At 64.6% G+C, this 22,926-nt stretch carries 22 protein-coding genes; 11 read left to right on the plus strand and 11 right to left on the minus strand.

All coding sequences use genetic code 11. From position 1 onward, the window contains the following. Positions 1–187 precede the first annotated feature (187 nt). The 4 genes from CK221_RS00005 to CK221_RS00020 are packed head-to-tail and all read left to right on the plus strand — an operon-like array spanning position 188 to position 5,398. Positions 188–1,195, plus strand: a complete 1,008-nt coding sequence (locus CK221_RS00005) for an ABC transporter permease (RefSeq protein WP_066998120.1) — start codon at positions 188–190, stop codon at positions 1,193–1,195. Next, positions 1,196–2,329: an ABC transporter permease gene (locus tag CK221_RS00010; RefSeq protein ID WP_095776204.1), complete on the plus strand. Its 1,134-nt coding sequence runs from the start codon at positions 1,196–1,198 to the stop codon at positions 2,327–2,329. 10 nt (positions 2,330–2,339) lie between these two features. Then, entirely contained in the window at positions 2,340–4,010 is a 1,671-nt protein-coding gene (locus CK221_RS00015; protein WP_095776205.1) for an ABC transporter ATP-binding protein, read from the plus strand. A 20-nt stretch (positions 4,011–4,030) separates the two neighbouring features. Next, positions 4,031–5,398 (plus strand): alpha-glucosidase/alpha-galactosidase, encoded by a 1,368-nt coding sequence (locus tag CK221_RS00020; RefSeq protein WP_095776206.1) that lies wholly within the window; start codon positions 4,031–4,033, stop codon positions 5,396–5,398. 101 nt (positions 5,399–5,499) lie between these two features. Here CK221_RS00020 and purD read toward each other — a convergent pair whose 3' ends face one another. Beyond that, the gene (gene purD, locus CK221_RS00025) at positions 5,500–6,780 is read right to left on the minus strand and encodes a phosphoribosylamine--glycine ligase (protein ID WP_095776207.1); all 1,281 of its coding nucleotides are present in this window, start codon (positions 6,778–6,780) and stop codon (positions 5,500–5,502) included. A 118-nt stretch (positions 6,781–6,898) separates the two neighbouring features. Between purD and CK221_RS00030 the strand changes: the two genes are divergently transcribed. Next, positions 6,899–7,132, plus strand: coding sequence for a hypothetical protein (locus tag CK221_RS00030; protein ID WP_179295050.1), 234 nt, complete (start codon positions 6,899–6,901; stop codon positions 7,130–7,132). A 51-nt stretch (positions 7,133–7,183) separates the two neighbouring features. Beyond that, positions 7,184–8,167, plus strand: coding sequence for a 4-hydroxybenzoate octaprenyltransferase (ubiA, locus tag CK221_RS00035; RefSeq protein ID WP_095776208.1), 984 nt, complete (start codon positions 7,184–7,186; stop codon positions 8,165–8,167). 164 nt (positions 8,168–8,331) lie between these two features. On the opposite strand, the gene CK221_RS00040 is transcribed toward ubiA, so the two are convergent. From CK221_RS00040 to CK221_RS00050, 3 genes are all read right to left on the minus strand, one after another. Beyond that, a complete protein-coding gene (locus CK221_RS00040; protein ID WP_095776209.1) occupies positions 8,332–8,898 on the minus strand; it encodes a DUF6101 family protein in 567 nt (188 codons plus the stop codon). A 184-nt stretch (positions 8,899–9,082) separates the two neighbouring features. Then, the gene (locus tag CK221_RS00045; protein WP_095776210.1) at positions 9,083–10,513 is read right to left on the minus strand and encodes an FAD-binding oxidoreductase; all 1,431 of its coding nucleotides are present in this window, start codon (positions 10,511–10,513) and stop codon (positions 9,083–9,085) included. A gap of 79 nt (positions 10,514–10,592) precedes the next feature. After that, a complete protein-coding gene (locus CK221_RS00050; RefSeq protein WP_179295051.1) occupies positions 10,593–11,555 on the minus strand; it encodes an L-threonylcarbamoyladenylate synthase in 963 nt (320 codons plus the stop codon). Positions 11,556–11,831: 276 nt separating this feature from the next. On the opposite strand from CK221_RS00050, the gene CK221_RS00055 reads away from it, so the two are divergent. Then, positions 11,832–12,314, plus strand: a complete 483-nt coding sequence (locus CK221_RS00055) for a hypothetical protein (protein ID WP_095776212.1) — start codon at positions 11,832–11,834, stop codon at positions 12,312–12,314. A 57-nt stretch (positions 12,315–12,371) separates the two neighbouring features. Here CK221_RS00055 and glyS read toward each other — a convergent pair whose 3' ends face one another. Next, on the minus strand, positions 12,372–14,684 hold the full coding sequence (gene glyS, locus CK221_RS00060) for a glycine--tRNA ligase subunit beta (protein ID WP_095776213.1): 2,313 nt from the start codon (positions 14,682–14,684) through the stop codon (positions 12,372–12,374). Positions 14,685–14,902: 218 nt separating this feature from the next. On the opposite strand from glyS, the gene CK221_RS00065 reads away from it, so the two are divergent. Further along, positions 14,903–15,085 (plus strand): hypothetical protein, encoded by a 183-nt coding sequence (locus CK221_RS00065; RefSeq protein ID WP_095776214.1) that lies wholly within the window; start codon positions 14,903–14,905, stop codon positions 15,083–15,085. Here CK221_RS00065 and CK221_RS00070 read toward each other — a convergent pair. Then, on the minus strand, positions 15,082–16,026 hold the full coding sequence (locus CK221_RS00070; protein ID WP_082954005.1) for a glycine--tRNA ligase subunit alpha: 945 nt from the start codon (positions 16,024–16,026) through the stop codon (positions 15,082–15,084). The two genes, CK221_RS00065 and CK221_RS00070, sit on opposite strands and share 4 nt — an antisense overlap. 172 nt (positions 16,027–16,198) lie before the next feature. On the opposite strand from CK221_RS00070, the gene CK221_RS00075 reads away from it, so the two are divergent. Further along, positions 16,199–16,660 carry a GNAT family N-acetyltransferase gene (locus CK221_RS00075; RefSeq protein WP_066998995.1) on the plus strand — a complete coding sequence of 154 codons (462 nt, stop codon included), beginning with the start codon at positions 16,199–16,201 and terminating at the stop codon, positions 16,658–16,660. 50 nt (positions 16,661–16,710) lie between these two features. Here the strand turns inward: CK221_RS00075 and CK221_RS00080 are convergent, their stop codons facing one another. The 5 genes from CK221_RS00080 to CK221_RS00100 all read right to left on the minus strand — a co-directional run bounded on the left by CK221_RS00080 (position 16,711) and on the right by CK221_RS00100 (position 21,694). Further along, positions 16,711–18,486: a tetratricopeptide repeat protein gene (locus CK221_RS00080; protein WP_095776215.1), complete on the minus strand. Its 1,776-nt coding sequence runs from the start codon at positions 18,484–18,486 to the stop codon at positions 16,711–16,713. Positions 18,487–18,673: 187 nt separating this feature from the next. Then, the gene (locus CK221_RS00085; RefSeq protein ID WP_095776216.1) at positions 18,674–19,090 is read right to left on the minus strand and encodes a DUF1284 domain-containing protein; all 417 of its coding nucleotides are present in this window, start codon (positions 19,088–19,090) and stop codon (positions 18,674–18,676) included. Next, positions 19,087–19,695 carry a biotin transporter BioY gene (locus CK221_RS00090; RefSeq protein ID WP_095776217.1) on the minus strand — a complete coding sequence of 203 codons (609 nt, stop codon included), beginning with the start codon at positions 19,693–19,695 and terminating at the stop codon, positions 19,087–19,089. The genes CK221_RS00085 and CK221_RS00090 overlap by 4 nt, the downstream gene beginning before the upstream one ends. A 212-nt stretch (positions 19,696–19,907) precedes the next feature. Continuing rightward, the gene (locus CK221_RS00095; protein ID WP_066999005.1) at positions 19,908–20,573 is read right to left on the minus strand and encodes a GntR family transcriptional regulator; all 666 of its coding nucleotides are present in this window, start codon (positions 20,571–20,573) and stop codon (positions 19,908–19,910) included. A gap of 107 nt (positions 20,574–20,680) precedes the next feature. Beyond that, complete coding sequence (locus CK221_RS00100; protein WP_066999009.1) at positions 20,681–21,694, minus strand: polyprenyl synthetase family protein; 1,014 nt, start codon at positions 21,692–21,694, stop codon at positions 20,681–20,683. 162 nt (positions 21,695–21,856) lie between these two features. Between CK221_RS00100 and CK221_RS00105 the strand changes: the two genes are divergently transcribed. Further along, complete coding sequence (locus CK221_RS00105) at positions 21,857–22,081, plus strand: DUF2007 domain-containing protein (protein ID WP_066999078.1); 225 nt, start codon at positions 21,857–21,859, stop codon at positions 22,079–22,081. Next, the gene (locus CK221_RS00110; RefSeq protein WP_179294428.1) at positions 22,081–22,875 is read left to right on the plus strand and encodes a methyltransferase; all 795 of its coding nucleotides are present in this window, start codon (positions 22,081–22,083) and stop codon (positions 22,873–22,875) included. Before CK221_RS00105 ends, CK221_RS00110 begins: the two co-directional genes overlap by 1 nt. The last annotated feature ends 51 nt before the right edge of the window (positions 22,876–22,926 follow it).

Here is a 22,926-nt window from a genome sequence, read left to right on the forward strand (position 1 = left end):
CCGAATCAGAACCCTCGGAACGCAATGAATCAACGCCAAACCGCGTTGAGAATCCTGAATGTAGATTGGACCTAGTTAACTTCCCTGACGAAGAGAACTCCGGTCGCGCCAGCTGGCGCGGCCGGACAAAGCCAAATCTCCGGTAGTGCCCAGGGAGCGACCGGCCAGCAAAGGAAGCCGACCATCCATGTTGCGATTCCTGCTCATGCGCATAGCGTCGGCGCTTCCCGTGCTCGCCATCTTGAGCCTGGTCACCTTCGCCATCATCCAGGCGCCGCCGGGCGACTATGCCGACTATATCAAATCGCAGCTCATCAACCAGGGCGGCGCCTCCTATGCCGAGGCGGATGCACAGGCCCAGGCCTACCGGAAAGAACACGGCCTCGATAAGCCGCTGCCCGTTCAGTATCTCAACTGGATCGGCGGCATCGTCACGCGCGGCGATTTCGGCTACAGCCTCTACTACAACAGGCCGGTGGCGGACGTGGTCGGCGAGCGCCTGCCGCGCACGCTGCTCCTGGCGCTGGTCTGCCACCTGCTCGCCTCGGTGCTGGGCATAAGCTTCGGCATTTGGGCGGCGACCCGCCAGTATTCCTGGATCGACTCGACGCTCTCGGCCATCTCCTTCCTCGGCATGACGGTGCCGCGCTTCCTGATGGCGCTGATCATCGTCTACCTGCTGGTCTTCCAGTTCAACGTGTCGGAGATCGGCAGCTTCTTCTCGCCGCGATATGGCGGCGCGCCATGGTCGTGGGCAAAATTCCTCGACCTGGTCAAGCATGTCTGGCCGGTGGTGGCAATCGCGACCTTCGGCGGGCTCGCCTACAATATGCGCGTCATGCGCGGCAACCTGCTCGACACGCTCAACGCGCAATATGTCGAGACGGCCAAAGCCAAGGGCCTGACCGGCGGCGCCGTGGTGATGCGCCATGCCGTGCCCAACGCGCTGCATCCATTGGTCATGTATCAAGGCGTGGTGCTGCCCTACATGCTGACCGGCGAGATCGAGACGGCGATCATCTTCGCGCTGCCGACCGTCGGGCCGGCGATCGTGGGCTCGATGGCGGTGGGCGACGTCTATGTGACGGCAACCTTCATGATGGTTCTGTCGGCGACGCTGATCGTCGGCAACATCATCGCCGACATGCTGCTGGTCCTGCTCGACCCCCGCGTGCGCCAGTTCGGGGAGCACTAGATGCTGGCCCGCGATCCCTCACCCCCGCCACCCGCCGAAGGAGCCGCGATTCCGGCCGCGCATGGCAACGAGAGCTACATCGCGCTTGTCTGGCGCCGGCTGAAGCGCTCCTGGACCGGCATGGCCGGGCTATGCCTGGTCGTGCTGCTGCTTCTCATGACCCTGTTCGCGGAATTCCTCGCGCCTCTTGACCCGAAAGCGACCGATATCGCCTTCGCGCCGCCGCAGGTGGCTAGCTTTCACGACAAGGACGGCAACTTCGTCGCGCGGCCAAGAATTTACGCGCTGGCCGAATCGACCGACCTCGACCCGGTGACCTTCCAGCCGATCGTCGGCCCCGATTACGATCATCCACGACTGCTCGGCTTCTTCGTCGAGGGCGCGCCCTACAAACTCTTCGGCCTCATCCCGGCGAACCGGCATTTCTTCGGCTCGATGGACGGCCAGCCGGTGCATTTCCTCGGCACCGACAAGTTCGGCCGTGATGTGCTTTCGCGCGCCATCCATGGTTCGCGCGTCTCGCTGATGATCGCGCTGACGGTGGTCTTCATAATCACCGTGATCGGAACCAGTGTCGGCATGGTGTCCGGCTATTTCGGCGGCCGGTTCGATGTCTGGATGCAGCGCTTCGTCGAACTGGTGCTCGCCTTCCCGCAACTGCCGCTTTACCTGGCGCTGACGACGCTGATCCCGGTCACCGCGCCGACCAATGTCTTTCTCGCCTTCGTCATCATCGTCATGTCGGCGCTTGGCTGGGCGCAGATGTCGCGCGAAGTACGCGGCAAGACGCTGGCGCTGGCGCGCATCGACTATGTGCGCGCCGCCATGGCGGTGGGCGCCACCGATCGGCGCATCATCATCCAGCACATCTTTCCCAATGTGATGAGCCACGTGATCGTCGCCGTGACGCTGGCGATCCCAACGGTGGTGCTTCTGGAATCCTTCCTCGGCTTCCTCGGCTTCGCGGTGAAGCCGCCGCTGATCTCCTGGGGACTGATGCTGCAGGACACCGCGACCTATTCGGTCATCGGCACCTATCCCTGGATCCTGTCGCCGGTCGGCTTCGTGCTGGTCACCGTCTTTGCCTTCAACGCGCTGGGCGACGGCCTGCGCGATGCCGTCGATCCCTATTGAGGTGGCAGAAATGACGACGATCGCGCTTGCCCAATCCTTCGCACCCGCCGTCCGGCTCGACCATGACGGACGCCACGACCAGCCGGTCATCGACGCCCGCAACATCGAAGTCGCGTTCAAGGTCGAGCACGGCATCGTCGAGGCGGTTAAGGACGTATCGTTCCAGCTCTATCGCGGCGAGACGATCGCGATCGTCGGCGAATCCGGCTCCGGCAAATCGGTGACGGCGCGCACCGTCATGGGGCTTTTGTCGCGGCGGGCAACGGTATCGCCGAGGTCAAGCGTCGACTATCTCGGACAGAACATCCTGAAATTCGCCGAGAGCGCCCGGCGCAAGCTGCGCGGCAATCGCATCTCGATGATCTTCCAGGAGCCGATGAGCTCGCTCAACCCGATCTATTCGGTCGGCAGCCAGATCGTCGAAGCGATCAGGGTGCACCGCAAGGTGAGCCGCAAAGAGGCCTGGGCGCGAGCGCTCGAGCTTTTGCGGCATGTCCAGATTCCCGAACCCGAAGCACGCCTCAAGCAGTATCCGCACCAGCTCTCCGGCGGCCAGCGGCAGCGCGTCATGATCGCCATGGCTTTGGCCAACGAGCCCGATGTACTGATCGCCGACGAGCCGACCACCGCGCTCGACGTCACCGTCCAGGCGCAGATCCTCAACCTGATCCGCAATCTGCAGAAAGAAATGCGGATGGCGGTGGTTCTGATCACGCACGATCTCACCGTCGTGCGCAAGTTCTCCGACTATGTCTATGTCATGCAGCATGGCGAGATGCGCGAGCATAACGTCACCGAGCGGCTCTTCGCCGATCCGCAGCATCCCTACACAAAGCGGCTGCTCGCATCCGAACCACACGGCCGGCCGAAGCCGCTGCCCGATAAGTCCAGCACGATCCTCGAGGCGAACGGCGTGCGCGTCTGCTTCACGCTGCGACACGGCACGTTCCTTAAGCCGGACTGGCGCGAGCTGGTTGCGGTCGACGATCTCGACCTCAAACTTTGCCGTCACGAGACGCTGGGCCTGGTCGGCCAATCCGGTTCCGGCAAGACCACTTTCGGCCAGGCGCTGCTTCGGCTGCTCGACGCGAGGCGCGGCGAGATCCGCTTCGATGGCCAGCCGATCCAGGATCTCACGCGCGCCGAGATGCGGCCGCTGCGCTCGCGCATGCAGATCGTCTTCCAGGATCCGTTCTCCTCGCTCAACCCGCGCATGACGATCGGCCAGATCATCGAGGAAGGGCTGGTCGTCAACAGGATCGGGGCCACACGGCGCGAGCGGATCGAGCGGGTGCGTGAGGCGCTGGTCAGCGCCGGCATGCCCGGCGATATCCTGTCACGGTTTCCGCACGAATTTTCGGGCGGCCAGCGGCAGCGCATCGCGATCGCGCGGGCCATCGCGCTGGAGCCGGAATTCATCCTGCTCGACGAGCCGACATCGGCGCTCGATCTTTCCGTCCAGGCGCAAATCATCGACCTGCTGCGCAAGCTGCAGGACGAGCGCGGCTTGAGCTATCTCTTCATCTCACACGACCTAAAGGTGGTGCGGGCGCTCTGCCACCGCGTGATCGTCATGCAGCACGGCAAGATCGTCGAACAGGGGCCCGTAGACGAGGTCCTCACCAGTCCCAAGACCGCCTACACCGAACGGCTCGTCCGGGCCGCCTTCGATGTGGCGTGACCATATTCCGGAGGCTCACAGTGGCAAGAAATCCCAGGATCACCTTCATCGGCGCCGGCTCGACGGTGTTCATGAAGAACATTGTCGGCGACGTGCTGCAGCGCCCGGCGCTGTCGGGCGCGACGATCGCTTTGATGGACATCAACCCGCAGCGGCTGGAAGAGAGCGCGGTCGTCGTCAACAAGCTGATCGCGACCCTCGGCGTGAAGGCGAGGGCCGAGACCTATTCCGACCAACGCCAGGCGCTGTCCGGTGCCGATTTCGTCGTCGTCGCCTTCCAGATCGGCGGTTACGAGCCCTGCACCGTCACCGACTTCGAGGTGCCGAAGAAATATGGCCTGCGCCAGACGATCGCCGACACGCTCGGCGTCGGCGGCATCATGCGGGGCCTGAGGACGGTGCCGCATCTGTGGAGGATCTGCGAGGACATGCTCGCCGTCTGCCCCGACGCGATCATGCTGCAATATGTCAACCCAATGGCGATCAACACCTGGGCGATCGCCGCGAAATTCCCCGAGATCAAGCAGGTTGGGCTCTGCCATTCGGTGCAGGGCACGGCGATGGAGCTGGCGCACGACCTCGACCTTCCCTATGAGGAGATCCGCTACCGCGCAGCTGGCATCAACCACATGGCCTTTTACCTCAAGTTCGAGCATCGCCAGCCGGACGGCTCCTATCGCGACCTCTATCCCGACCTTGTCCGTGCCTATCGCGAGGGCCGCGCGCCGAAGCCCGGCTGGAACCCGCGCTGCCCCAACAAGGTGCGCTACGAGATGCTGACCCGGCTCGGCTATTTCGTCACCGAAAGCTCGGAGCATTTCGCCGAATACACGCCCTATTTCATCAAGGAAGGCCGCCCCGACCTGATCGAGAAATACGGCATCCCGCTTGACGAATATCCGAAGCGGTGCATCGAGCAGATCGAGCGCTGGAAGGGCCAGGCGGAGGCCTACCGCTCGGCCGACCGGATCGAGGTCGAGCAATCAAAGGAATATGCCTCCTCGATCATGAACTCGGTTTGGAGCGGCGAGCCGTCGGTCGTCTACGGCAATGTCCGCAACAATGGCTGCATCACCTCGCTGCCTTTCGATTGCGCGGCGGAAGTGCCGTGCCTGGTCGACGCGTCGGGCATCCAGCCCACTTACATTGGCGACCTGCCGCCGCAGCTGACGGCCCTGATCCGTACCAACATCAATGTCCAGGAGCTGACGGTGCGGGCGCTGATGAGCGAGAGCCGCGAGCACATCTACCACGCGGCGATGATGGACCCGCACACGGCGGCCGAGCTCGATCTCGATCAGATCTGGTCGCTGGTCGACGACCTGCTTGCAGCGCATGGCGACTGGTTGCCGGCCTGGGCGCGACCGGGCAAAAGCAAGGCTGCCTGATTAGAGCAATTTCAGAAAAAGTGTGAAGCGGTTTTCGTCGGAAACTGCGTCAAAACAAATAGACGGGAGATTTCGCCGTTTCCGTGAAACGGTGAGATGTCCTATTTGCCGGTCTGCTCGCGGTCGACGGCGCGCCAGCCGATGTCGTGGCGGCAGAAACCCTGCGGCCAGTCGATACGGTCGATCGCCGCGTAGGCCTTTTTTTGTGCCTCCCCGACGGTGGTGCCGGTTGCCGTGACGTTGAGCACGCGGCCGCCATTGGCGACGAGCGCGCCGCCGTTGATGGCGGTGCCGGCATGGAAGATTTCGGCGCCGTCGCTGGCGGCCTCGTCGAGACCGCGGATCACCGAGCCCTTTTCCGGCGTGCCGGGATAACCCCTCGCCGCCATCACCACGGTCAGTGCCGCGTCGTCGCTCCAGCGGGCAGACATATGCGCGAGCTGGCCGTCGACAGCAGCGTTGAGCAGGACGAGCAGGTCGTCCTTCAGCCGCATCATCAGCACCTGGCATTCGGGATCGCCGAAGCGGGTGTTGTACTCGATCAGCTTGGGGCCTTGGTCGGTGATCATCAAACCGGCGAAGAGGATGCCGGCGAAAGGCGCGCCGAGATTGGCCATGCCGCGCATCGTCGGCTCGATGATCTCGCGCATGGTGCGCTCGGTCATGTCGGGCGTCATCACCGGCGCCGGCGAATAGGCGCCCATGCCGCCGGTGTTCGGACCGGTATCGCCGTCGCCGACGCGCTTATGGTCCTGCGCGGTGCCGAAGCGCAGCGCGGTGGCGCCGTCGCATAGGCAGAAGAAGCTCGCCTCCTCGCCGGTCAGATATTCCTCGACGACCACCTCGGCGCCGGCGGAGCCAAAAGCGCCGTCGAAACAGGCGTCGAGCGCGGCAAGCGCCTCCTCCAGCGTCATGGCGATGGTGACGCCCTTGCCGGCGGCAAGCCCGTCAGCCTTGATGACGATCGGCGCGCCCGTCTTTTCGACATAGGCCTTGGCCGCGGCGAGATCGCCGAAGCGGCCATAGGCGGCGGTCGGGATGTTGAACTTGGCGCAAAGATCCTTGGTGAAGCCCTTCGAGCCTTCGAGCCGCGCCGCCGCCCTGGAGGGGCCGAAGACGCGGATGCCCCAGGCCCGCAAATCATCGGCAATGCCGGCCACCAGCGGCCCTTCCGGACCGACCACAACGAGGTCGATCTTCTTCTCCTGGCAGAAGGCGGCCACAGTGGAGTGGTCGGCGATGTCCAGCTTGACCAGTTCGGCGAAACGGCCGATGCCTGGATTGCCGGGCGAAGCATAGAGCTTCGTCAGCAGCGGCGACGCGGCGATCTTCCAGGCAAGCGCATGTTCGCGGCCGCCGGAGCCGAGAAGAAGAACGTTCATGGCCACCTCTTGCTGATCGTCTCCCCGAACCCGCTATTGGTCCAAGGGCGACGGGTCAAGGCGTCTTGGCGTTTCGGGGGGAGATTGCACACGGGAAGATTGCCCACATCAAGACGCAATGAAGCAATTGCCGGTGGGGAACCGATCTCGCCCGGCCCAATCCGAAGTCGACTCAGCTCCGGAAAACGATGGGGAACCAGTCCTCGCGCAACTTCTGGCCGGGCTTGATGTGCTTCCCATGCAGCGCATTGTTCTCGCCCACGACGCGCGCCTGCGCCTATCGAAGGCGGCACTCGCCTTCATCGAGACAGCGAAAGCATGGTTCGCCAGTCACGATGTTTTCACTGCCTGAGCGACAACGCGGCTGCTTGACGGCGCCCATCGCTGCTGCCACTCCAGCACGATGGAAACCATCCAGTCGAAAGCAGCCCAGGGCCGCGTCGCGGACGCGCCGAGCGGCCATTGGGTTTACCGGGTGCTGCCGCGCTGGCTGTGGCCCTATGCGCAGCTTGCGCGCTGGGACCGGCCGATCGGCTGGCAGCTGCTCTTGTGGCCCTGCTGGTGGTCGGCGGCTCTTGCGGCCAGCGCCTATCCGCGGCCGACGGATCCGCTGCTGACGCTGTTGCCCGCGCCCTGGTACCTGTTCCTGTTTTTCATCGGCGCCGTCGCCATGCGTGGCGCCGGCTGCACCTACAACGACATCGTCGACGAAGACATCGACAACCAGGTCGAGCGCACCCGCTCGCGGCCGCTGCCGGCCGGCAAGGTGAAGCGCCGCCAGGCCTGGGCGTTTCTGATCATCCAGGCGCTGGTCGGGCTCGCAGTGCTTTTGCAGTTCAACAGCTTCGCCATTCCGCTCGGCATCGCCTCGCTGGCGATTGTCGCGATCTACCCGTTCATGAAGCGCATCACCAACTGGCCGCAATTGGTGCTCGGGCTCGCCTTCTCCTGGGGCGCGCTGATGGGCTGGGCGGTCGAGTTCGGCGATCTCGATGGCCCCGCCATCATGCTTTATATCGGCTCGATCCTGTGGGTGATCGGCTACGACACGATCTACGCGCATCAGGACAAGGAAGACGACGCCATCGTCGGCGTGCGCTCCACGGCACGGCTTTTCGGCGACAACACCAAGACCTGGCTCACCGGGCTCTATGGCGGCACGCTCGCCTGCTTCGCCATCGCCTTTGCCTCGGCTCAAGTGCCGATGCCGGCGCTGGCCGGGCTGATCGCCGCCGGCGCGCATATGGCGCGCCAGATCATCCGGCTCGACATCAACGATCCCGATCAGTGCCTGAAGCTGTTCAAGTCGAACAACCAGGTCGGCTGGCTGATCTTTCTGGGGCTGATCGGCGGGGCGTTTTGGGTGGTGCTGAAGCCGCTGGTGTAGCGCCTCTCCTTCTCCCTTTGTCGTGGGAGAAGGTGGCTCGGCGCGCAGGGCCGAGACGGTTGACGGTGTTCCAGCGGAGTGAGAGCTCGGCGTTTCCTGGAAAACCCCTCATCCATCGCCTTCGGCGACACCTTCTCCCACAGGGGGGAAGGGAAGGATCGCGGCTATTCGCGCGCGATAATCTCCTCACCGCCGACGACGAGACGCAGGCCGAGATTGCCGGTCCTGCGGCGGGCGAGGAAGCGCGGGCGGCGCATGTTGGAGACACGGCCCTTGCGGCGGTCCTGCGGCGGCAGGGCCTTGATGGCGGCGCCGAGCGATTCCTCCAGCGTGCGGGCGACGCCGTCGGCCTCGATCAGAAGCATCGGCAGGCGATAGGCGTCGGCCCAGGCGCGCCAATCGGCGGCGACGTCGTCGAGATCGTCGGCGACCAAAAGCGGCACCGACAGCATCGGATCATTGTGCAGAAGTTCCAAAGTCACGGTGACATTGCCGTCCGGATCCTCCATGGCGCGGGCGGCGACACCACGGAAGGCATTGGCGGGCAGCGCGATGATCGCCGGCACGCCGCTCATCTCCAGCGTGCGGCGAATGACGGCGCCGCGCTGATCGATGGTGAAGGTTACATCGCCATAGTCGTCGCGCGTGGCATAGCTTACCATCTGCGGCAGGCGAAACGGGTCGAGACGCATGTTGCGCCCCGCCCAGACTGGCTTCAGTCCAGTGTTCATCGAATGCCTTCCTGTTTCTCCTGAGGGCCGTTTTCCGGTTCTCTCCGGGCCGGTTTTTCCGGCCTCGTTATGCGGGAAACATTAGCGCTCGCTTCTTACCGCCGCGCTTAAGAAAGTCAGTTAAATTTTGCTGATCGGAGCCGATGGTTATCGGAATGCGACCAGCCACAAGATGTTGGAAGAATTAGATAACCTTACCGGGATTCATGATGCCGGCCGGGTCGAAGGCCGCCTTCACCCGGCGCATCAGATCGATCGCCATTGGCGGCGCCGTGGCGATCAGCTCGTCGCGCTTCAATTGGCCGATGCCGTGCTCGGCCGAGATCGAGCCGTGGAAAGAGCGCACGACATCGTGCACGGCTTTGTTCATCGGGTGGTAGAGCTCAAGGAACGGCTCGTCCTGCCAATCCAGCGGGCGAGAGATGTTGTAGTGAAGATTGCCGTCGCCCATGTGGCCGAAGCAGACGACCCGGGCGCCGGGACAGACAGTCTGGACCACGCCTGCCGCCTTTTCGATGAACTCCGGGATCGAGGCGATCGGCACCGAGATGTCGTGCTTGATCGAGGCGCCCTCCGGCTTCTGGCATTCGGGCAGCGTCTCGCGGAAATTCCAGAAGGCGTCGCCCTGGGCAAGACTTGCCGACACCACCGCATCGCCGACGATGCCCTGCTCGAGGCCGGCCGAAAGAATCTCCTCGATCAGCGCCTTGCCATCTTCTTCCGAGCGACCTGAAGAGACCTGCATCAGGGCATACCACGGCCAGTCATCCGCCAGCGGTCGGGTGATCCCTTGCCCATGCTTAAGCGTGAAGTCGTAAGGCCGTTTGGCGATCAGCTCGAAAGCCGTGAGCGAAGCACCGGCGCGATCCATCGCCAAGCTGAACAGCGAGAGCGCTGCCTGGGGCGACGACAGGCCGGCGAAGGCAACCTCCCTGCCCTTCGGCTTCGGAAAGAGCTTCAGCACCGCGGCGGTGATGACGCCGAGGGTGCCCTCGGCGCCGACGAAGAGGTTTTTCAGATCGTAGCCGGTGTTGTCCTTCTTCAGCTTGCGCAGATCGTCGAACACTTCGCCGGTCGGCAGCACCACTTCGACGCCGAGGCAAAGCTCGCGCGCATTGCCATAGGCAAGCACGCCGGTGCCCCCGGCATTGGAAGAGAGATTGCCGCCGATCTGGCAGGAGCCTTGGGCTGCAAGCGACAGCGGGAACAGCCGGTCGGCAGCGTCGGCCGCTTCCTGGAGGGTTTGCAGGATGACGCCGGCCTCGGCGGTGATGGTGTTCGACAGGACATCGATTTCGCGGATGCGGTTCAGCCGCGACAGCGAGAGCACGATGTCGCGGCCGGACTTGTCCGGCACTTGGGCGCCGACCAGCCCGGTGTTGCCGCTCTGCGGCACGACCGGCGTGCCGGTCTCGGTCGCGAGCCGCATGATGCGGCTCACTTCCTCGACGCTGCCCGGCCTCAGCGCCAGCGGTGTCCGGCCATGCCAGAGGCCGCGCCGCTCGGTGACGTAGGGCGCGATGTCAGCCTGATCGCGCAGCGCGTATCTGTCGCCGACAATGGCAGCGAAGCGGTCGATGAGGGCAGGATCGAGGTCGAAGGGCTGGTCGTTCATGCGCCCAAGCCTAGAGCAATTCCAGGAAAAGTGTGAAGCGGTTTTCCGTCCGGAATTCCGTCAAAACAAAGAGATAGGCTCAGTCGATCTTGTCACGCGGGGCGGCGGCGCGCGCGAGCCGGTCGTTGATCGCCTCGCCCAAGCCGTCGGCCGGGATCGGCTCGACGGCGATCGTGGCCGCGCCGCTGCGGTCGAGCGCCTGCATATAGGCGAAAAGATTGGCGGCGGCCTCCCGCAGATCGCCCGCCTCGGAAAGATTGCGCAGCGCCACGGCATCCCGCCAGCCTTCAGCGCGAGCGCGGCCGAAGGCGAGCAGCGCCTCGCCGCTGGCGAGCTTGCCGACATTGAGCCGCATCGATGCGCCCGGCGCGTAATGCGAGGCGAGCATGCCGGGCGCCTGGATTCCGGCAGCGCCGCGGATCACCTCAACGTCGGCGACCGCTTCAATGTCCCGGGCAGCAATGCCGCCGGGTCGTAGCAGACGCAGCTTGCCGTCTTCGATCTTGACGATCGTCGATTCCAGGCCGACGGGCGTCGCGCCGCCGTCGACCACCAGCTTGATCTTCTCGCCGAGATCAGCCGCCACGGCCTCGGCCGTCGTGGCGCTGATCCTGCCGGAGGAATTGGCGCTGGGCGCCGCGAGCGGCCGGCCCAATCTCGCGATCAGCTCGCCGCCGAAGCCTCTCGGCATGCGCAGCGCGATCGTGTCAAGCCCGGCTGTGACGAGCGGATGGATGCCGTTTTCCGCGCGCTGCGGCAACACCAGCGTCAGCGGACCGGGCCAGAAAGCTTCCGCCAGCTTTGTTGACAATAGATCGAATGTAGCAATGCGGTTTGCCATGGCGAGGTCGGCGACATGGGCGATCAGCGGGTTGAAGCGCGGGCGACCCTTGACCTCGAAAATACGCGCCACGGCAGCCCCCTTCGTGGCGTCACCTGCCAGTCCGTAAACGGTCTCGGTCGGGATGGCGACAACATCGCCGCCTTCGAGCAGCGCCAGCGCCCTTTCCATCGCCTCGCCGACGCCAAGTATCTCAGCCAAATTCACCACCGATCCTGAACATGCCGGTCCCGTAATACGGCATGGCAGCAGGGGCAAGGGCGCGCATTGGCGATTTATCAATCCCTAAAATGTTAAGTTTCCGCGCAAGCCGACATCAATTCGCCGACGCTAGGGTGCGGATTTCCGGTTGGTGGGCGGAGAGTTGTCGTGATGCGTATGTCTTGCTTTGATGCAATTGCGGACGGAAAGCTGTTACGTCCCTTTCCTGGAATTGCTCTAGGAGCGGTCGGTATCGGTCTTCTGGCGACGAGCGGCTTGGCACAGGCTTCGTCCATCGTCGTGCTCGGCGCGGCGACCTCGACGCCATCCATTGTCAGGCTGGCCGCGATCGAGCCCGGCAAGGCTACACCGTCAGTTGTGGCGCTCGGCGAGCCGCTGCCAGCCGTCACCGATGAGAAAGTGGCCGCGATCCCGGAGAAATCCGGACAGAGGCAAGCACAGGCGCCGACGATCATTCGCGGCGGCATCGTCGGCGGCGCTTCGGCGGCGCCCGCGGCGACTGCCCCGGCCAAGGAGGCCGCGACACCGGCAAACGGCACCGCGCCCGCCGGCACGCCTCCCAACGGCACGGCTGCGGCCACGCCCCCCAACGGCACGGCTCAGGCTGCCGCCAACGGCGATACCAAAGCTTCCGAGAACAACCCCGCTACGACGGCAACGGCGTCTGACGGCGAGACCCAACCGGAAGTCCAACCGGAAGCTGCCCCGACGCCGCCGCGCTTCAGCAAGGCGATGTAGGCGCGACGGCCTCCCGCGCCTTACGGAGCATTCAGCTTCCGACCGGCATTCTGGCTGTCAGCCGACGATTTTTGAAAAATCGGCGACCTGGTCGGTGGCGGCGCGGATGCGGGCAAGCAGGGCCAGGCGGTTGGCGCGCACGGCCTGATCCTCATCATTCACGAGAACCCCTTCAAAGAATGAATCAACCGGTTCACGCAAGACGCTAAGCGTCAGCATGGCGGCGGAAAAATCTTCGTTTTGAATCGCTTGGCCGGCTGCCTTCTCGGCCTGATTCACCGCGGCCGACAGCTTCTTTTCCGCATCTTCGCGGAACAGCGCCGGCTCAACTATCTCGGCGACCCGTGTTTTCTTCTTCTCCTCGGCAGCCAGGATGTTGGCGGCGCGCTTGGTACCGGCGAGGAGGTTCTTGCCATCCTCCGTGTCGAGGAACTTGCCCAGCGCCTCGACGCGGCGAACGATCTGCAGAAGGTCGTCGGACTGCGGCGTGATGACGGCGTCGATCAGATCGTATCGTGCACCGCTTTCGCGGAGATATACCTTGAGGCGGTCATGGAAGAAGCCGAGGAGATCCGAAATTTGTGCGACATCGCCGGCGAAGCTCGCAAAGGCCTTGGCGAAGACCGATGTCAGTCCGAGGCGAATGCGGTTCTCGATCAGGATCCGGACCACGCCGAGTGCAGCTCTTCTGAGCGCGAACGGATCCTTGCTGCCTGTCGGCTTTTCATCAATCGCCCAGAAGCCGGTCAGCGTATCGAGCTTGTCGGCCAGCGCGACAGCAACCGACACCGGGTCGGTCGGCACCCGGTCGGACGGGCCTTGCGGCTTGTAGTGCTCCTCGGCGGCCGCGGCCACCGACGGATGCTCACCCTGGAGCAGCGCATATTTGCGGCCCATGGCGCCCTGCAATTCCGGGAACTCGCCTACCACCTCGGTCTGCAGGTCGGCCTTGGCGAGCACCGCGGCGCGGGCGACGAGCGCGGTAATCTCCCCCCTCGAGGGGGAGATGTCGCCAGAGGCGACAGAGGGGGTCGTCTCGCGTGGAGTGCCAACCTCTTCCCTCTTCGAAAGGCCAGAATGCGTCGCACCAGCCGAAGCAACCCCCTCTGCCCTGCCGGCCATCTCCCCCTCAAGGGGGGAGATCGACTTCGCCACCGTCGGCGCCAATTCTTCGGCCAAGCGCTTGATGCGCTCGACCCGGGCGCCCTGCGTGCCAAGCTTGGCATGGAAGGTCACATTGAGATGGTCAAGGCGCGCCATGCGCTGGTCGAGCGGCTTCTTTAGATCCAGCTCGAACTTCGCCGCCGACTCTTGCAGCGTGCCGAGGTCGGGCAGATCGCCCTGGTCGGTCTTCCAGAAATAGAGCGCGTCTGAGAGACGCGCCCGCACCACCTTGCCATTGCCGTAGGCGATCTCTTTGCCGCCGTCCTTCGCCTCGATATTGGCAACCAGGATGAAGCGGTTCGACAGATCTTCGCCCGCGCCCTGCGGCCGGGTGACGAAGCATTTCTGATTGGCGCGAATGGTTAGGCGAATGACCTCGGCCGGGATGGTGAGAAAATCCTGCTCGAACTCGCCCATCAGCACGACCGGCCACTCGACCAGGCCGGAGACCTCTTCCAGCAGGCCCTCGTCCTCGACGAGATCGAGGCCGTTGGCGAAGGCGACATTGCGGGCATCGGCCAGGATGATCTCCTTGCGCCGGTCGGCATCAAGCACGACCTTGGCCGCTTCGAGCTTCGCCACATAGTCGTCGAAGCGGCGCACGGTGATCGGGCCCGGTGCATGGAAGCGGTGGCCGTAGGTGACGTTGCCGGAGCGGATGCCGTCGATCTCGAAATCGACCACCACCGGCTCCTCGGTCTCCGGGCCGAAGGTGCAGACGATCGATTGCAGCGGCCGCACCCAGCGCAGCGAGCCGGGCTTGGCCGAGGCCGCGCCCCAGCGCATCGATTTCGGCCAGGGAAAGTTCTTGATGATGCCCGGCACCAGCTCGGCGATGATCTCTTCCGCCGCCCTGCCCGGCTTGGAGATGTGGGCGACGTAGAAGTCGCCCTTCTTGGGATCCGAATGGACATGCGCCTCGGCGATCGATGAAAGGCCGGCCTTGCGCAGAAAACCCTGCACCGCCTGCTCGGGCGCCGTGGTCGAGGGGCCCTTGATCTCCTCGAGAATGTCCTTAGAGCGCGCCGTCAGCCCGCGCACGTCCAGCGCCAGGCGTCGCGGCGTCCAGTATTCGCGCGCCGCCTCATAGGTCAGGCCCGCCTCGACCAAGCCGTCGGTCAGCATCTTGCGAAGATCGCCAGCCGCCTTGCGCTGCATGCGCGCGGGGATTTCTTCCGAGCGGAGTTCTAGGAGTAGGTCAGGCATAGGGTCAGCTCATGCTGGCGAAGGGTCCGGCGCGGCATAGCAACTCGGCTCGCGCCTGTCACCCTGCCTGCCGGTCGGCAGTTCGAGCTATTTCAGGAAATTTTCAGTTCTTTGTCGGGACGACACGAGCCCACCCGTCATAAGAACAGACACCCCATGAACCAAACACAGTGCTGAAGCGACCAACGCTCAGACGGAGAACTATTGGCTGAACGACCATGAAGACGGCATCGAGAATCCTGCAGGTCCTGGCACTGAGCGCCTGCTTCGCCGCCCAGATGCATGGCACATTCTCGATGCCGGGCGTGCGACAGGCACTGCGCACGATCGATGCCGCGACAGTCCAGATCACGTTGCCGATGGCAGCCGCCGCCGAGATCGCCAGCGTGACTTTGGGCTAAGTCGCCAGGCCGCCCGCGCGCGTCTGCAGGAACGCCTCTCCGCAAGCCTTGGCAAGGTTGCGCACGCGCAGAATGTAGCTCTGGCGCTCGGTCACGGAAATCACGCCGCGGGCGTCAAGCAGATTGAAGACGTGGCTGGCCTTGATGCACTGGTCATAGGCGGGGAAAACCAGACGGTGCATCGACGAATTGTCGTTCGACGCCGGCGCGCCGGCGGCGAGCAGCGCCTTGCACTCGGCTTCGGCGTCCTCGAAATGCCGAAGCAGCATCGCCGTGTTGGCGAATTCGAAGTTGTGGCGCGAATATTCCTGCTCGGCCTGCAGGAACACGTCGCCATAGGTGACCTTCTCAGGCCCCTCGCGGCCGTTGAAATTCAAGTCATAGACATTGTCGACGCCCTGCACATACATGGCGAGGCGCTCGAGCCCATAGGTGAGCTCGCCCGCCACCGGCGCGCATTCGATGCCGCAGACCTGCTGGAAATAGGTGAACTGCGACACTTCCATGCCGTCGCACCAGCACTCCCAGCCGAGGCCCCAGGCACCCAGCGTCGGGCTTTCCCAATCGTCCTCGACGAAGCGGATGTCATGCAGCAGCGGATCGACGCCGATGGCTTCCAGCGATCCGAGATAGAGCTCCTGCAGGTTCGGCGGGTTCGGCTTCAGGATCACCTGATATTGATAGTAATGCTGCAGCCGGTTCGGGTTCTCGCCGTAGCGGCCGTCCTTCGGCCGGCGCGACGGCTGCACGTAAGCCGCGTTCCAGCGCAACGGGCCGAGCGCGCGCAAAGTGGTGGCGGGGTGGAAGGTGCCGGCGCCGACTTCCATGTCGTAGGGCTGCAGGATGACGCAGCCGTAAGCTGCCCAGTAGTTGTGCAAGGTCAGGATCAGCCCCTGGAAGGAGCGGCTGGGATGCATGTGGGCAGGGATCTCGACGGTCACGGCGGCCTCGGAAAGCGCTGGGAGTGGGCTTTCCCTAGTTGCCGGGCCGGCAAGCGTCAAGGCACGGCGCCGCATTGAGGAGAGGTTGAACGCTTTGCCGGCGGCTGGCCCATTGAAGGCCGCTCACGCGGGCCGTTTGCTTCGGTGAGCCGCAACGACAAAGGTTCCCGCCATGCCTGGTCAACTCACTGTCCGCCCCGTCACCCAGCAGGACTACGAGCAGTGGCTGCCGCTCTGGGACGGCTACAACGAATTCTACGGCCGCTCGGGCGAGACCGCGCTTGCCGGCGAGATCACCCAGATGACCTGGTCGCGCTTCTTCGACGCTTACGAGCCGGTGCATGCTCTGGTGGCCGAGCGCGACGGCAAGCTTCTCGGCCTCGTCCATTATCTCTACCACCGCTCGACCACGGCGATCGCGCCGAACTGCTATCTGCAGGATCTCTTCACCTCACAAGCCGCGCGCGGCCAAGGCGTCGGCCGGGCGCTGATCGAAGGCGTTTACGAGCGCGCCAAAGCCGCGGGCTCGGGTCGCGTCTACTGGCTGACGCATGAGACCAACCACACCGCCATGCAGCTCTATGACAGGATCGGCGAGCGCTCGGGGTTCGTCGTCTACCGCAAGATGTTTTGAAAACGTTGCGGGGCCCAAAAGGGCCCCGCCAAACTGCAGAATTGTGCGCCTCAGCCCTTCGGCGCCGCGGGCGGGACCGGTTTCACCTTCGGCGTTTCCTGCGCCGTGTTGGACTCGATCGGCGGCAGGCCCTTCAGCAGCTTCTGCTGCAAGGTGGCGAGCACATCCGGGTCCGGCTTCAGGTCGCGTGCCTGGGTCCACTGGAAGGTCGCTTCCAGCTTGCGGCCGACGCGCCAATAGGCGTCGCCCAGATGGTCGTTGAGAACCGGATCCTCGGGCTTCAGCGATACGGCGCGCTCCATTTCGCGCACGGCGTCGTCGAAGCGGCCGAGGCGGTAATAGGCCCAGCCAAGCGAGTCGACGATGTAGCCGTCGCTTGGCCTGAGATCCACGGCCTTCTGGATCATCGCCAGGCCTTCCTTGAGGTTCATGTTCATGTCGACCCAGGAATAGCCGAGATAGTTCAGAACCTGCGGCTGGTCGGGCTGCAGCTCCAGAGCCTTGCGGAAATTGGGCTCGGCCTTCGGCCATTCCTTCAGCCGCTCATAGGCGATGCCGCGCTGGTAGAAGATGTTCCAGTTGGCGGCGGTCGGCGTCTTCAGCTGTTCGACCGCCTTGTCGTAGAGATTGGCAGCCGAACGGTAGTCCTCCTTCGAGGAGTAGACGCCGCCAAGCGCCAGGTAGCCGCGCATGTCGGTCGGATGCGCATCGACATAGCCCTTGAGATGCGCGATGGCTTCGTCGTGACGGTCGATGTCGGCAAGGTTCAGGCCAAGCTGCAGCTCAGAAAGCTCCTTCAATGGCGAGGAGGCCGGAATACGCCGATAGAGCGCGATCGCGCCTTCGCCGTCCTTCAGCTGCTCGGCGACGGCGGCGAGCTGCACGAGGGCGGCGTCGCTGTCCGGCTTCAGCGCCAGCGCATATTGCAGATAGAGCCTCACGAAAGGCTCGCCGCCGCCACGGTTGAGCGCGGTGGCGAGGTCGAGCAGGATTTCCGAGGCCCCGTCGGCCGGGGTAGCGACCAGGGGCTCGATCTTGTCGCCCTTGCTGATCCTGTCGCGCAGCGTGGTGATTTCGAGCTTGCCAGGCGCGAAGGCTTCGGCCTGGTTCAGCACCGCCATCGCCTTTGTCTTGTCGCCCTTGCGGGCGAGGAACGAGGCATAGGCCTGGGCATTGCGCATCCACGTCTCGGGCGCGGAGCCGCCGGCGGCGGTATCGGCCAGGGTGGCGGCGTAGATCTCATCGGCCTTGGGGGAAAGGCCGGCGGCGTCGGCGATGAGGGCGCGATGGAAGGACTTGAACAGGCCGAACCAGTCCGGACCCTTGAGCTTGTCGATCGAAGCCATCGCCTCCGAGGCATCGCCCGCGCCTTCCTTGGCCCAACCGTCCATGATGCCGGAGAGCAGCCGGTCGAGATCGGATTCGAGCGACAGCTTCAGCCAGTACTGAGCCTTGGCGTAGTCCTTCTTGTGGAAGGAATCGATGGCAAGCGCCAGACGTGAGAAGCGCTCGACATCGGGAACTTCCTTGAGCTTGTCGGCATAGACCAGCGATTCCTCGAAGCGGCCCTGGGCGACCAGCGCCAGCATGAGGCTCTGCTGCAGCTCGGTGTCATTGGGGGCAAAGGCCAGCGCCTGCTTGTAATAGGCGATGGCATTGTCGAGATCGTTGTCGCTTTCGGCAATATGGGCGGCAAGATAGGCGCCCGAAAAGGACGTGATCTGGACCGGTTGGGAGTTTTCCTTGGCATGGGCAGGCAGCACCGACAGCGCCACACCCGTTAAAAATGCCAGCCTCGTCAGCCAGCGCGCACGTCCTTGCCGCATTGTATCCCTTTCAGCCAGACGCGATCCCCCCTTGGCGGACCGCCCACAGAGTCGATGTTTTCCCGACAAAGCATGGCCTTTTTGGGGTCAGGCTTCAATCCGCAGCGAATCACAATGCAATCATCGGGCTTAAAAAATACGGCGTGCATCCAAAAAGTCCGGCGCGGGAAGCCGCAGACAGCGCCGCCTAAAGACGCGTATTTTGGAATCCGCTGAGGGCAACCGCGCTGCACAGGTCGGACCATTCGCAGCCCGAGCACGCCTGACGCGTCAGGCCGGCGGAAAACGCCTTGCGCATCGGCGCCAGGCTGGAGGCATCCAACACGAGCCGGTCGCCGGCCCGGACGGGCCGGCCGAGGAGAGCGCCGACGTCGCGCGCCGCGAGCCCGTCGCGCTCGGCGGCGCCTTCGCCCAGGCAGTGCGGCTCGGGCTCGACCAGCATCGGGGTGCAGATGTCGTCCGGCCCGGACACGATCAGGACCGCCTCGCCGTCGCCCAGCCGCTTCACCACCTTGTCGTAATTGGCGGTGAAAGCGGGCGAGTAGCCTTTGCCGACATAGGTCAGCAGGCAGAGCAGATGATGGGCGCGCAGCCTGACGGTCATTGCGTCTTTGACGAGCGGTCGCGCGGTTCGGCCCGATAGGTGGAAAAGAGCTTCAGCGTTGCGGCGCCCAGCGCCGACTTCAGGAGGCCGCCGACAATGAAGGGCAGGAAGCCGAAGGTGATGGCCTTCTCGGCGCCGATCATGGCGGCAAGCCAGGCCGTGCCGAGAACCAGGCACAGAAGATTGCCGATGAGCATGGCGGCGAAGGCAAGCATCACCCGATTGCCGTTCCAGCCGCGCTCGGCCAGCCAGCCGACGATCGCACCGACGATCGGGAAGGAGAAGAGATAGCCGCCGGTCGGGCCCATAAAATGCTGCACGCCGGCCGCACCGCCGGCCAGAACCGGGAAGCCGGCGGCACCCTCGACAAGCCAGGCCGTGATGGTCAGCGCGCCGAAGCGCCAGCCATAGAGCGCACCGACCAGCGTCACCGCGAAGGTCTGCATGGTCACCGGAACCGGCACCATCGGCACCTCGATGTAGGACGACAGCGCCAGGAACAGCGAGCCGAGGACGACGGCGCCGAACTGCCAGGCAACGGAGCGGCTGTGCAGTTGGAGCGGGCTGAAGGAAGACTGGCGGGTCGAAACGGCGATGTTTGTCACGGTGAGGTGGTCCCTGGTTGAGTTGAAATTATAGATAATTCCTGCAATCGATCTATTATCGAATCCATATTTTTGCGGAGATGGCAAGCGCTGCCTTGCGGAGGCAGATCGCAGGAGCAATGAGGCTCAGCCATTCACCGGGCATTGGGGCACCCAAACCGACATTTGACTGCCATTGAGCGCAGAAAGGCAGCTGTGTCTGGGTTCTCGCGTTAGCCGACAATGGCGAAGGCGTCGCGAGTCCTGCCGGAAGCGGTCTTGACCGGTTTTTGGCCGATCCATTGCACATGCCGGCCGAGCGTGGCGGCGGCCGATTCCGTGTTGCCTTGCCTCAGCGCGCTCAGGATCGCCCGGTGATCCTGATCGGTGCGGGTCTCCCATTCGGAGCGCCAGGCGGCGAACAGGAAACGCGCGCTTGCGGCATGCAGGTCGTCGATGGTGGAAAGCAGGCGCGGCATGTTGCAGGGCGTCAAGATCAAGCGGTGGAAGGTGCGATTGGCCTCCTCCCAGGAGCGGACATCGCGGGATTTGTCGCCCGCCTTGGTCGCCTCCTCGGCGCGGTCGAGGATCGCCGGCGTCAGATGCGGCGCGGCGTGGCGCAGCGCCAGCACTTCGAGCGCCGCGCGCATCTCGGCCACTTCCCTGACCTCGCCGAGGTCGAAAGCGGCCACACGCACGCCGCGGCGCGGCTCGCTGATCGCCAGACCTTGCGCCTCGAGGCGGCGGAAGGCCTCGCGCACCGGCACGTGGCTGGTGCCGAATTCCTCGGCGACATGGTCCTGGCGCAGCCGCGATCCGGGCTCGATAACGCCCGAAATGATGCGGTCCGCCAGTTCCTTGCTGATGCGGACGGCGATCGTGTCCTCTGTGGTGGCCATGTTTTATAGATAATTTGCTGAGCTGCCGTTTGTCGAGACGGCCAGAGCGGAATCACATGCGCCCGCCCGGCGGACGCCAGGCGATGCCAAGGAGAACCGACAGGCGCTCAGTTGACGCGGCTGATGCAGAAATCGATGACGTCGATCAGCGCCGATTTCTGCGGCGTCGCCTCCAGCGGCGCGAGCGCGTCGCGGGCGATCTCGCCGAAGTGACGGGCGCGACCGATCGTATCGGCGATGGCGCCATGGCGGGTCATCAGACCGATCGCCTTTTCGAGCCCGGCATCGTCGGCGGCATTTTCCTCGATGGCGCGCTTCCAGAAGGTGCGCTCGGCCTTGGTGCCCCGCCGATAGGCGAGGATCACCGGCAGCGTCACCTTGCCCTCGCGGAAATCGTCGCCGACATTCTTGCCGAGGTCCTTGCTGGAGCCGCCATAGTCCAGCGCGTCGTCTATGAGCTGGAAGGCAAGGCCGAGATTCATGCCATAGGAGCGCAGAGCCGCCCGGTCGGTGCGGGAAGCGAGCGCGATCACCGGACCGACCTCGGCGGCGGCCGAGAACAGGGCGGCGGTCTTGGCCTTGATGACGGCGAAGTGCTCGTCCTCGGTGGTCTCCAGATTCTTGGCAGCCGCAAGCTGCATCACCTCGCCCTCGGCGATGATGGAGGCGGCGCTCGACAGGATGTCGAGAGCCTCCAGCGAGCCGACTTCGACCATCATGCGAAAAGCCTGGCCGAGCAGGAAGTCGCCGACCAGCACGCTCGCCTGGTTGCCCCAGATCATGCGCGCCGTCTTCTTGCCGCGGCGAAGCGCGCTCTCGTCGACGACGTCATCGTGGAGCAGCGTCGCGGTGTGCATGAATTCGACTGCGGTGGCGAGCTTGACGTGCCCCTCGCCCGCATAGCCGAACATCTGGGCGGCGGCGAGCGTCAGCATCGGCCGCAGCCGCTTGCCGCCGGACGAGATCAGGTGGTTGGCGACCTCCGGGATCATCTCGACGTCGGAGCCGGCCTTCGACAGGATCAGCTCGTTGACCCGTCCCATGTCGGCTGCCGTCAGGTCGATGAGATCCTGGATGGAAGCAGGTTCCCGCTTGCCTTCGATATTCAGAACGACACCCACCACGATCACTCCCGTCTCATTGACGCGCCCGACAACACCCTGGTCCCGGTGGGACTCTAGGTCGGCACAACCGCGCACGGCAAGAGGCGAATTGGCGCGGTTTGGCTGGCGCTGGGCGGCCCCGGCGTTTACATGAGCGCCGCAACCTGCGATTTTCATTCCATGATCGAGCTTGTCCGCACCAACGACGCCGTCCTCATCTCCTTCGTCGAATCGCTCATGCGCGACGCCGGCATCGCCTGCTTCGTCGCCGACCAGAACATGAGCGTGCTCGACGGATCGATCGGCATCCTGCCCAGGCGCGTCATGGTCGATGCCGAGAAAGCCGATGCCGCACGGCGCATCCTGAAGGATGCCGGCATCGAGAACGAGATCCGCCGGCAATAATGGCAGCATCAACCGCCCTCGCCCCGGACACGCCGGCCCACACGGTCGACGCCTTCCATCGCGGGCGCTTCTGGCTGGTGCAGCCGCGACAAGGCCACCGTGCCGGCATGGACGCCATGATGCTGGCGGCTGCCGTCCCATCCGGCTTTTCCGGCCGGCTCGCCGATTTCGGCGCGGGCGCCGGTGCGGCGACGCTCGCTGTGCTGTCGCGCTGCCCTTTGGCACACGCGGTTCTGGTCGAGCGTTCCGCGGAGATGGCGGCCTTTGCCGCGGCCACGCTTGCCCACCCCGGGAACGCGCATCTCGGCGACCGCGCCTCGGTGCTTAAGGCCGACGTCACGCTTGCGGGACGGGCACGGCACGGAGCCGGACTTGCCGACAATTCGTTCGACTTCGTCGTCATGAACCCGCCCTTCAACGCGGCGCAAGACCGCGCCACGCCGGACGCGCTGCGCAGAGAAGCGCATGTCACGGAGGACGGCCTGTTCGAGCGCTGGATCAGAAGTGCGGCCGCGGTCGTCAAGCCGCGCGGCGGACTGGCCGCGATTGCGCGGCCGGAGCAGCTTGTCGCCATCCTGGATGCGATGGAAGGCCGCTTCGGCGATGCCGAGATGCTCTGCGTGCACCCGCGCCCAGACGCGGCGGCGATCCGCATCGTCGTCAGGGCGGTGCTCGGCGCGCGCGGAAAACTGTCGATCCGGCCTCCGCTCACCTTGCACGGCGCATCCGGCAACGAGCCGACGGAGCGGACCGAAATGATCAACAACGGGCTGGCGTCGCTGTTCGGCGATTGATCAGAGGCCGGCGATGCGGCATTGCCGTTGCGCGGCGAATTCCTACATGCC

It is taken from the genome of Mesorhizobium sp. WSM3868 (assembly GCF_002294785.1).
Lineage (GTDB): Bacteria > Pseudomonadota > Alphaproteobacteria > Rhizobiales > Rhizobiaceae > Mesorhizobium.

Coding starts and splice junctions, on each gene's coding strand:
- purD (WP_095776207.1), bottom strand. CDS start 6,780: ATGAACGTTCTTCTTCTCGGCTCCGGCGGCCGCGAACATGCGCTTGCC.
- CK221_RS00045 (WP_095776210.1), bottom strand. CDS start 10,513: ATGAACGACCAGCCCTTCGACCTCGATCCTGCCCTCATCGACCGCTTC.
- CK221_RS00085 (WP_095776216.1), bottom strand. CDS start 19,090: ATGACCGTCAGGCTGCGCGCCCATCATCTGCTCTGCCTGCTGACCTAT.
- glyS (WP_095776213.1), bottom strand. CDS start 14,684: ATGCCTGACCTACTCCTAGAACTCCGCTCGGAAGAAATCCCCGCGCGC.
- CK221_RS00105 (WP_066999078.1), top strand. CDS start 21,857: ATGATCGAGCTTGTCCGCACCAACGACGCCGTCCTCATCTCCTTCGTC.
- CK221_RS00110 (WP_179294428.1), top strand. CDS start 22,081: ATGGCAGCATCAACCGCCCTCGCCCCGGACACGCCGGCCCACACGGTC.
- CK221_RS00080 (WP_095776215.1), bottom strand. CDS start 18,486: ATGCGGCAAGGACGTGCGCGCTGGCTGACGAGGCTGGCATTTTTAACG.
- CK221_RS00065 (WP_095776214.1), top strand. CDS start 14,903: ATGAAGACGGCATCGAGAATCCTGCAGGTCCTGGCACTGAGCGCCTGC.
- CK221_RS00010 (WP_095776204.1), top strand. CDS start 1,196: ATGCTGGCCCGCGATCCCTCACCCCCGCCACCCGCCGAAGGAGCCGCG.
- CK221_RS00040 (WP_095776209.1), bottom strand. CDS start 8,898: ATGAACACTGGACTGAAGCCAGTCTGGGCGGGGCGCAACATGCGTCTC.
- CK221_RS00095 (WP_066999005.1), bottom strand. CDS start 20,573: ATGGCCACCACAGAGGACACGATCGCCGTCCGCATCAGCAAGGAACTG.
- CK221_RS00015 (WP_095776205.1), top strand. CDS start 2,340: ATGACGACGATCGCGCTTGCCCAATCCTTCGCACCCGCCGTCCGGCTC.
- CK221_RS00030 (WP_179295050.1), top strand. CDS start 6,899: ATGAAGCAATTGCCGGTGGGGAACCGATCTCGCCCGGCCCAATCCGAA.
- CK221_RS00075 (WP_066998995.1), top strand. CDS start 16,199: ATGCCTGGTCAACTCACTGTCCGCCCCGTCACCCAGCAGGACTACGAG.
- ubiA (WP_095776208.1), top strand. CDS start 7,184: ATGGAAACCATCCAGTCGAAAGCAGCCCAGGGCCGCGTCGCGGACGCG.
- CK221_RS00005 (WP_066998120.1), top strand. CDS start 188: ATGTTGCGATTCCTGCTCATGCGCATAGCGTCGGCGCTTCCCGTGCTC.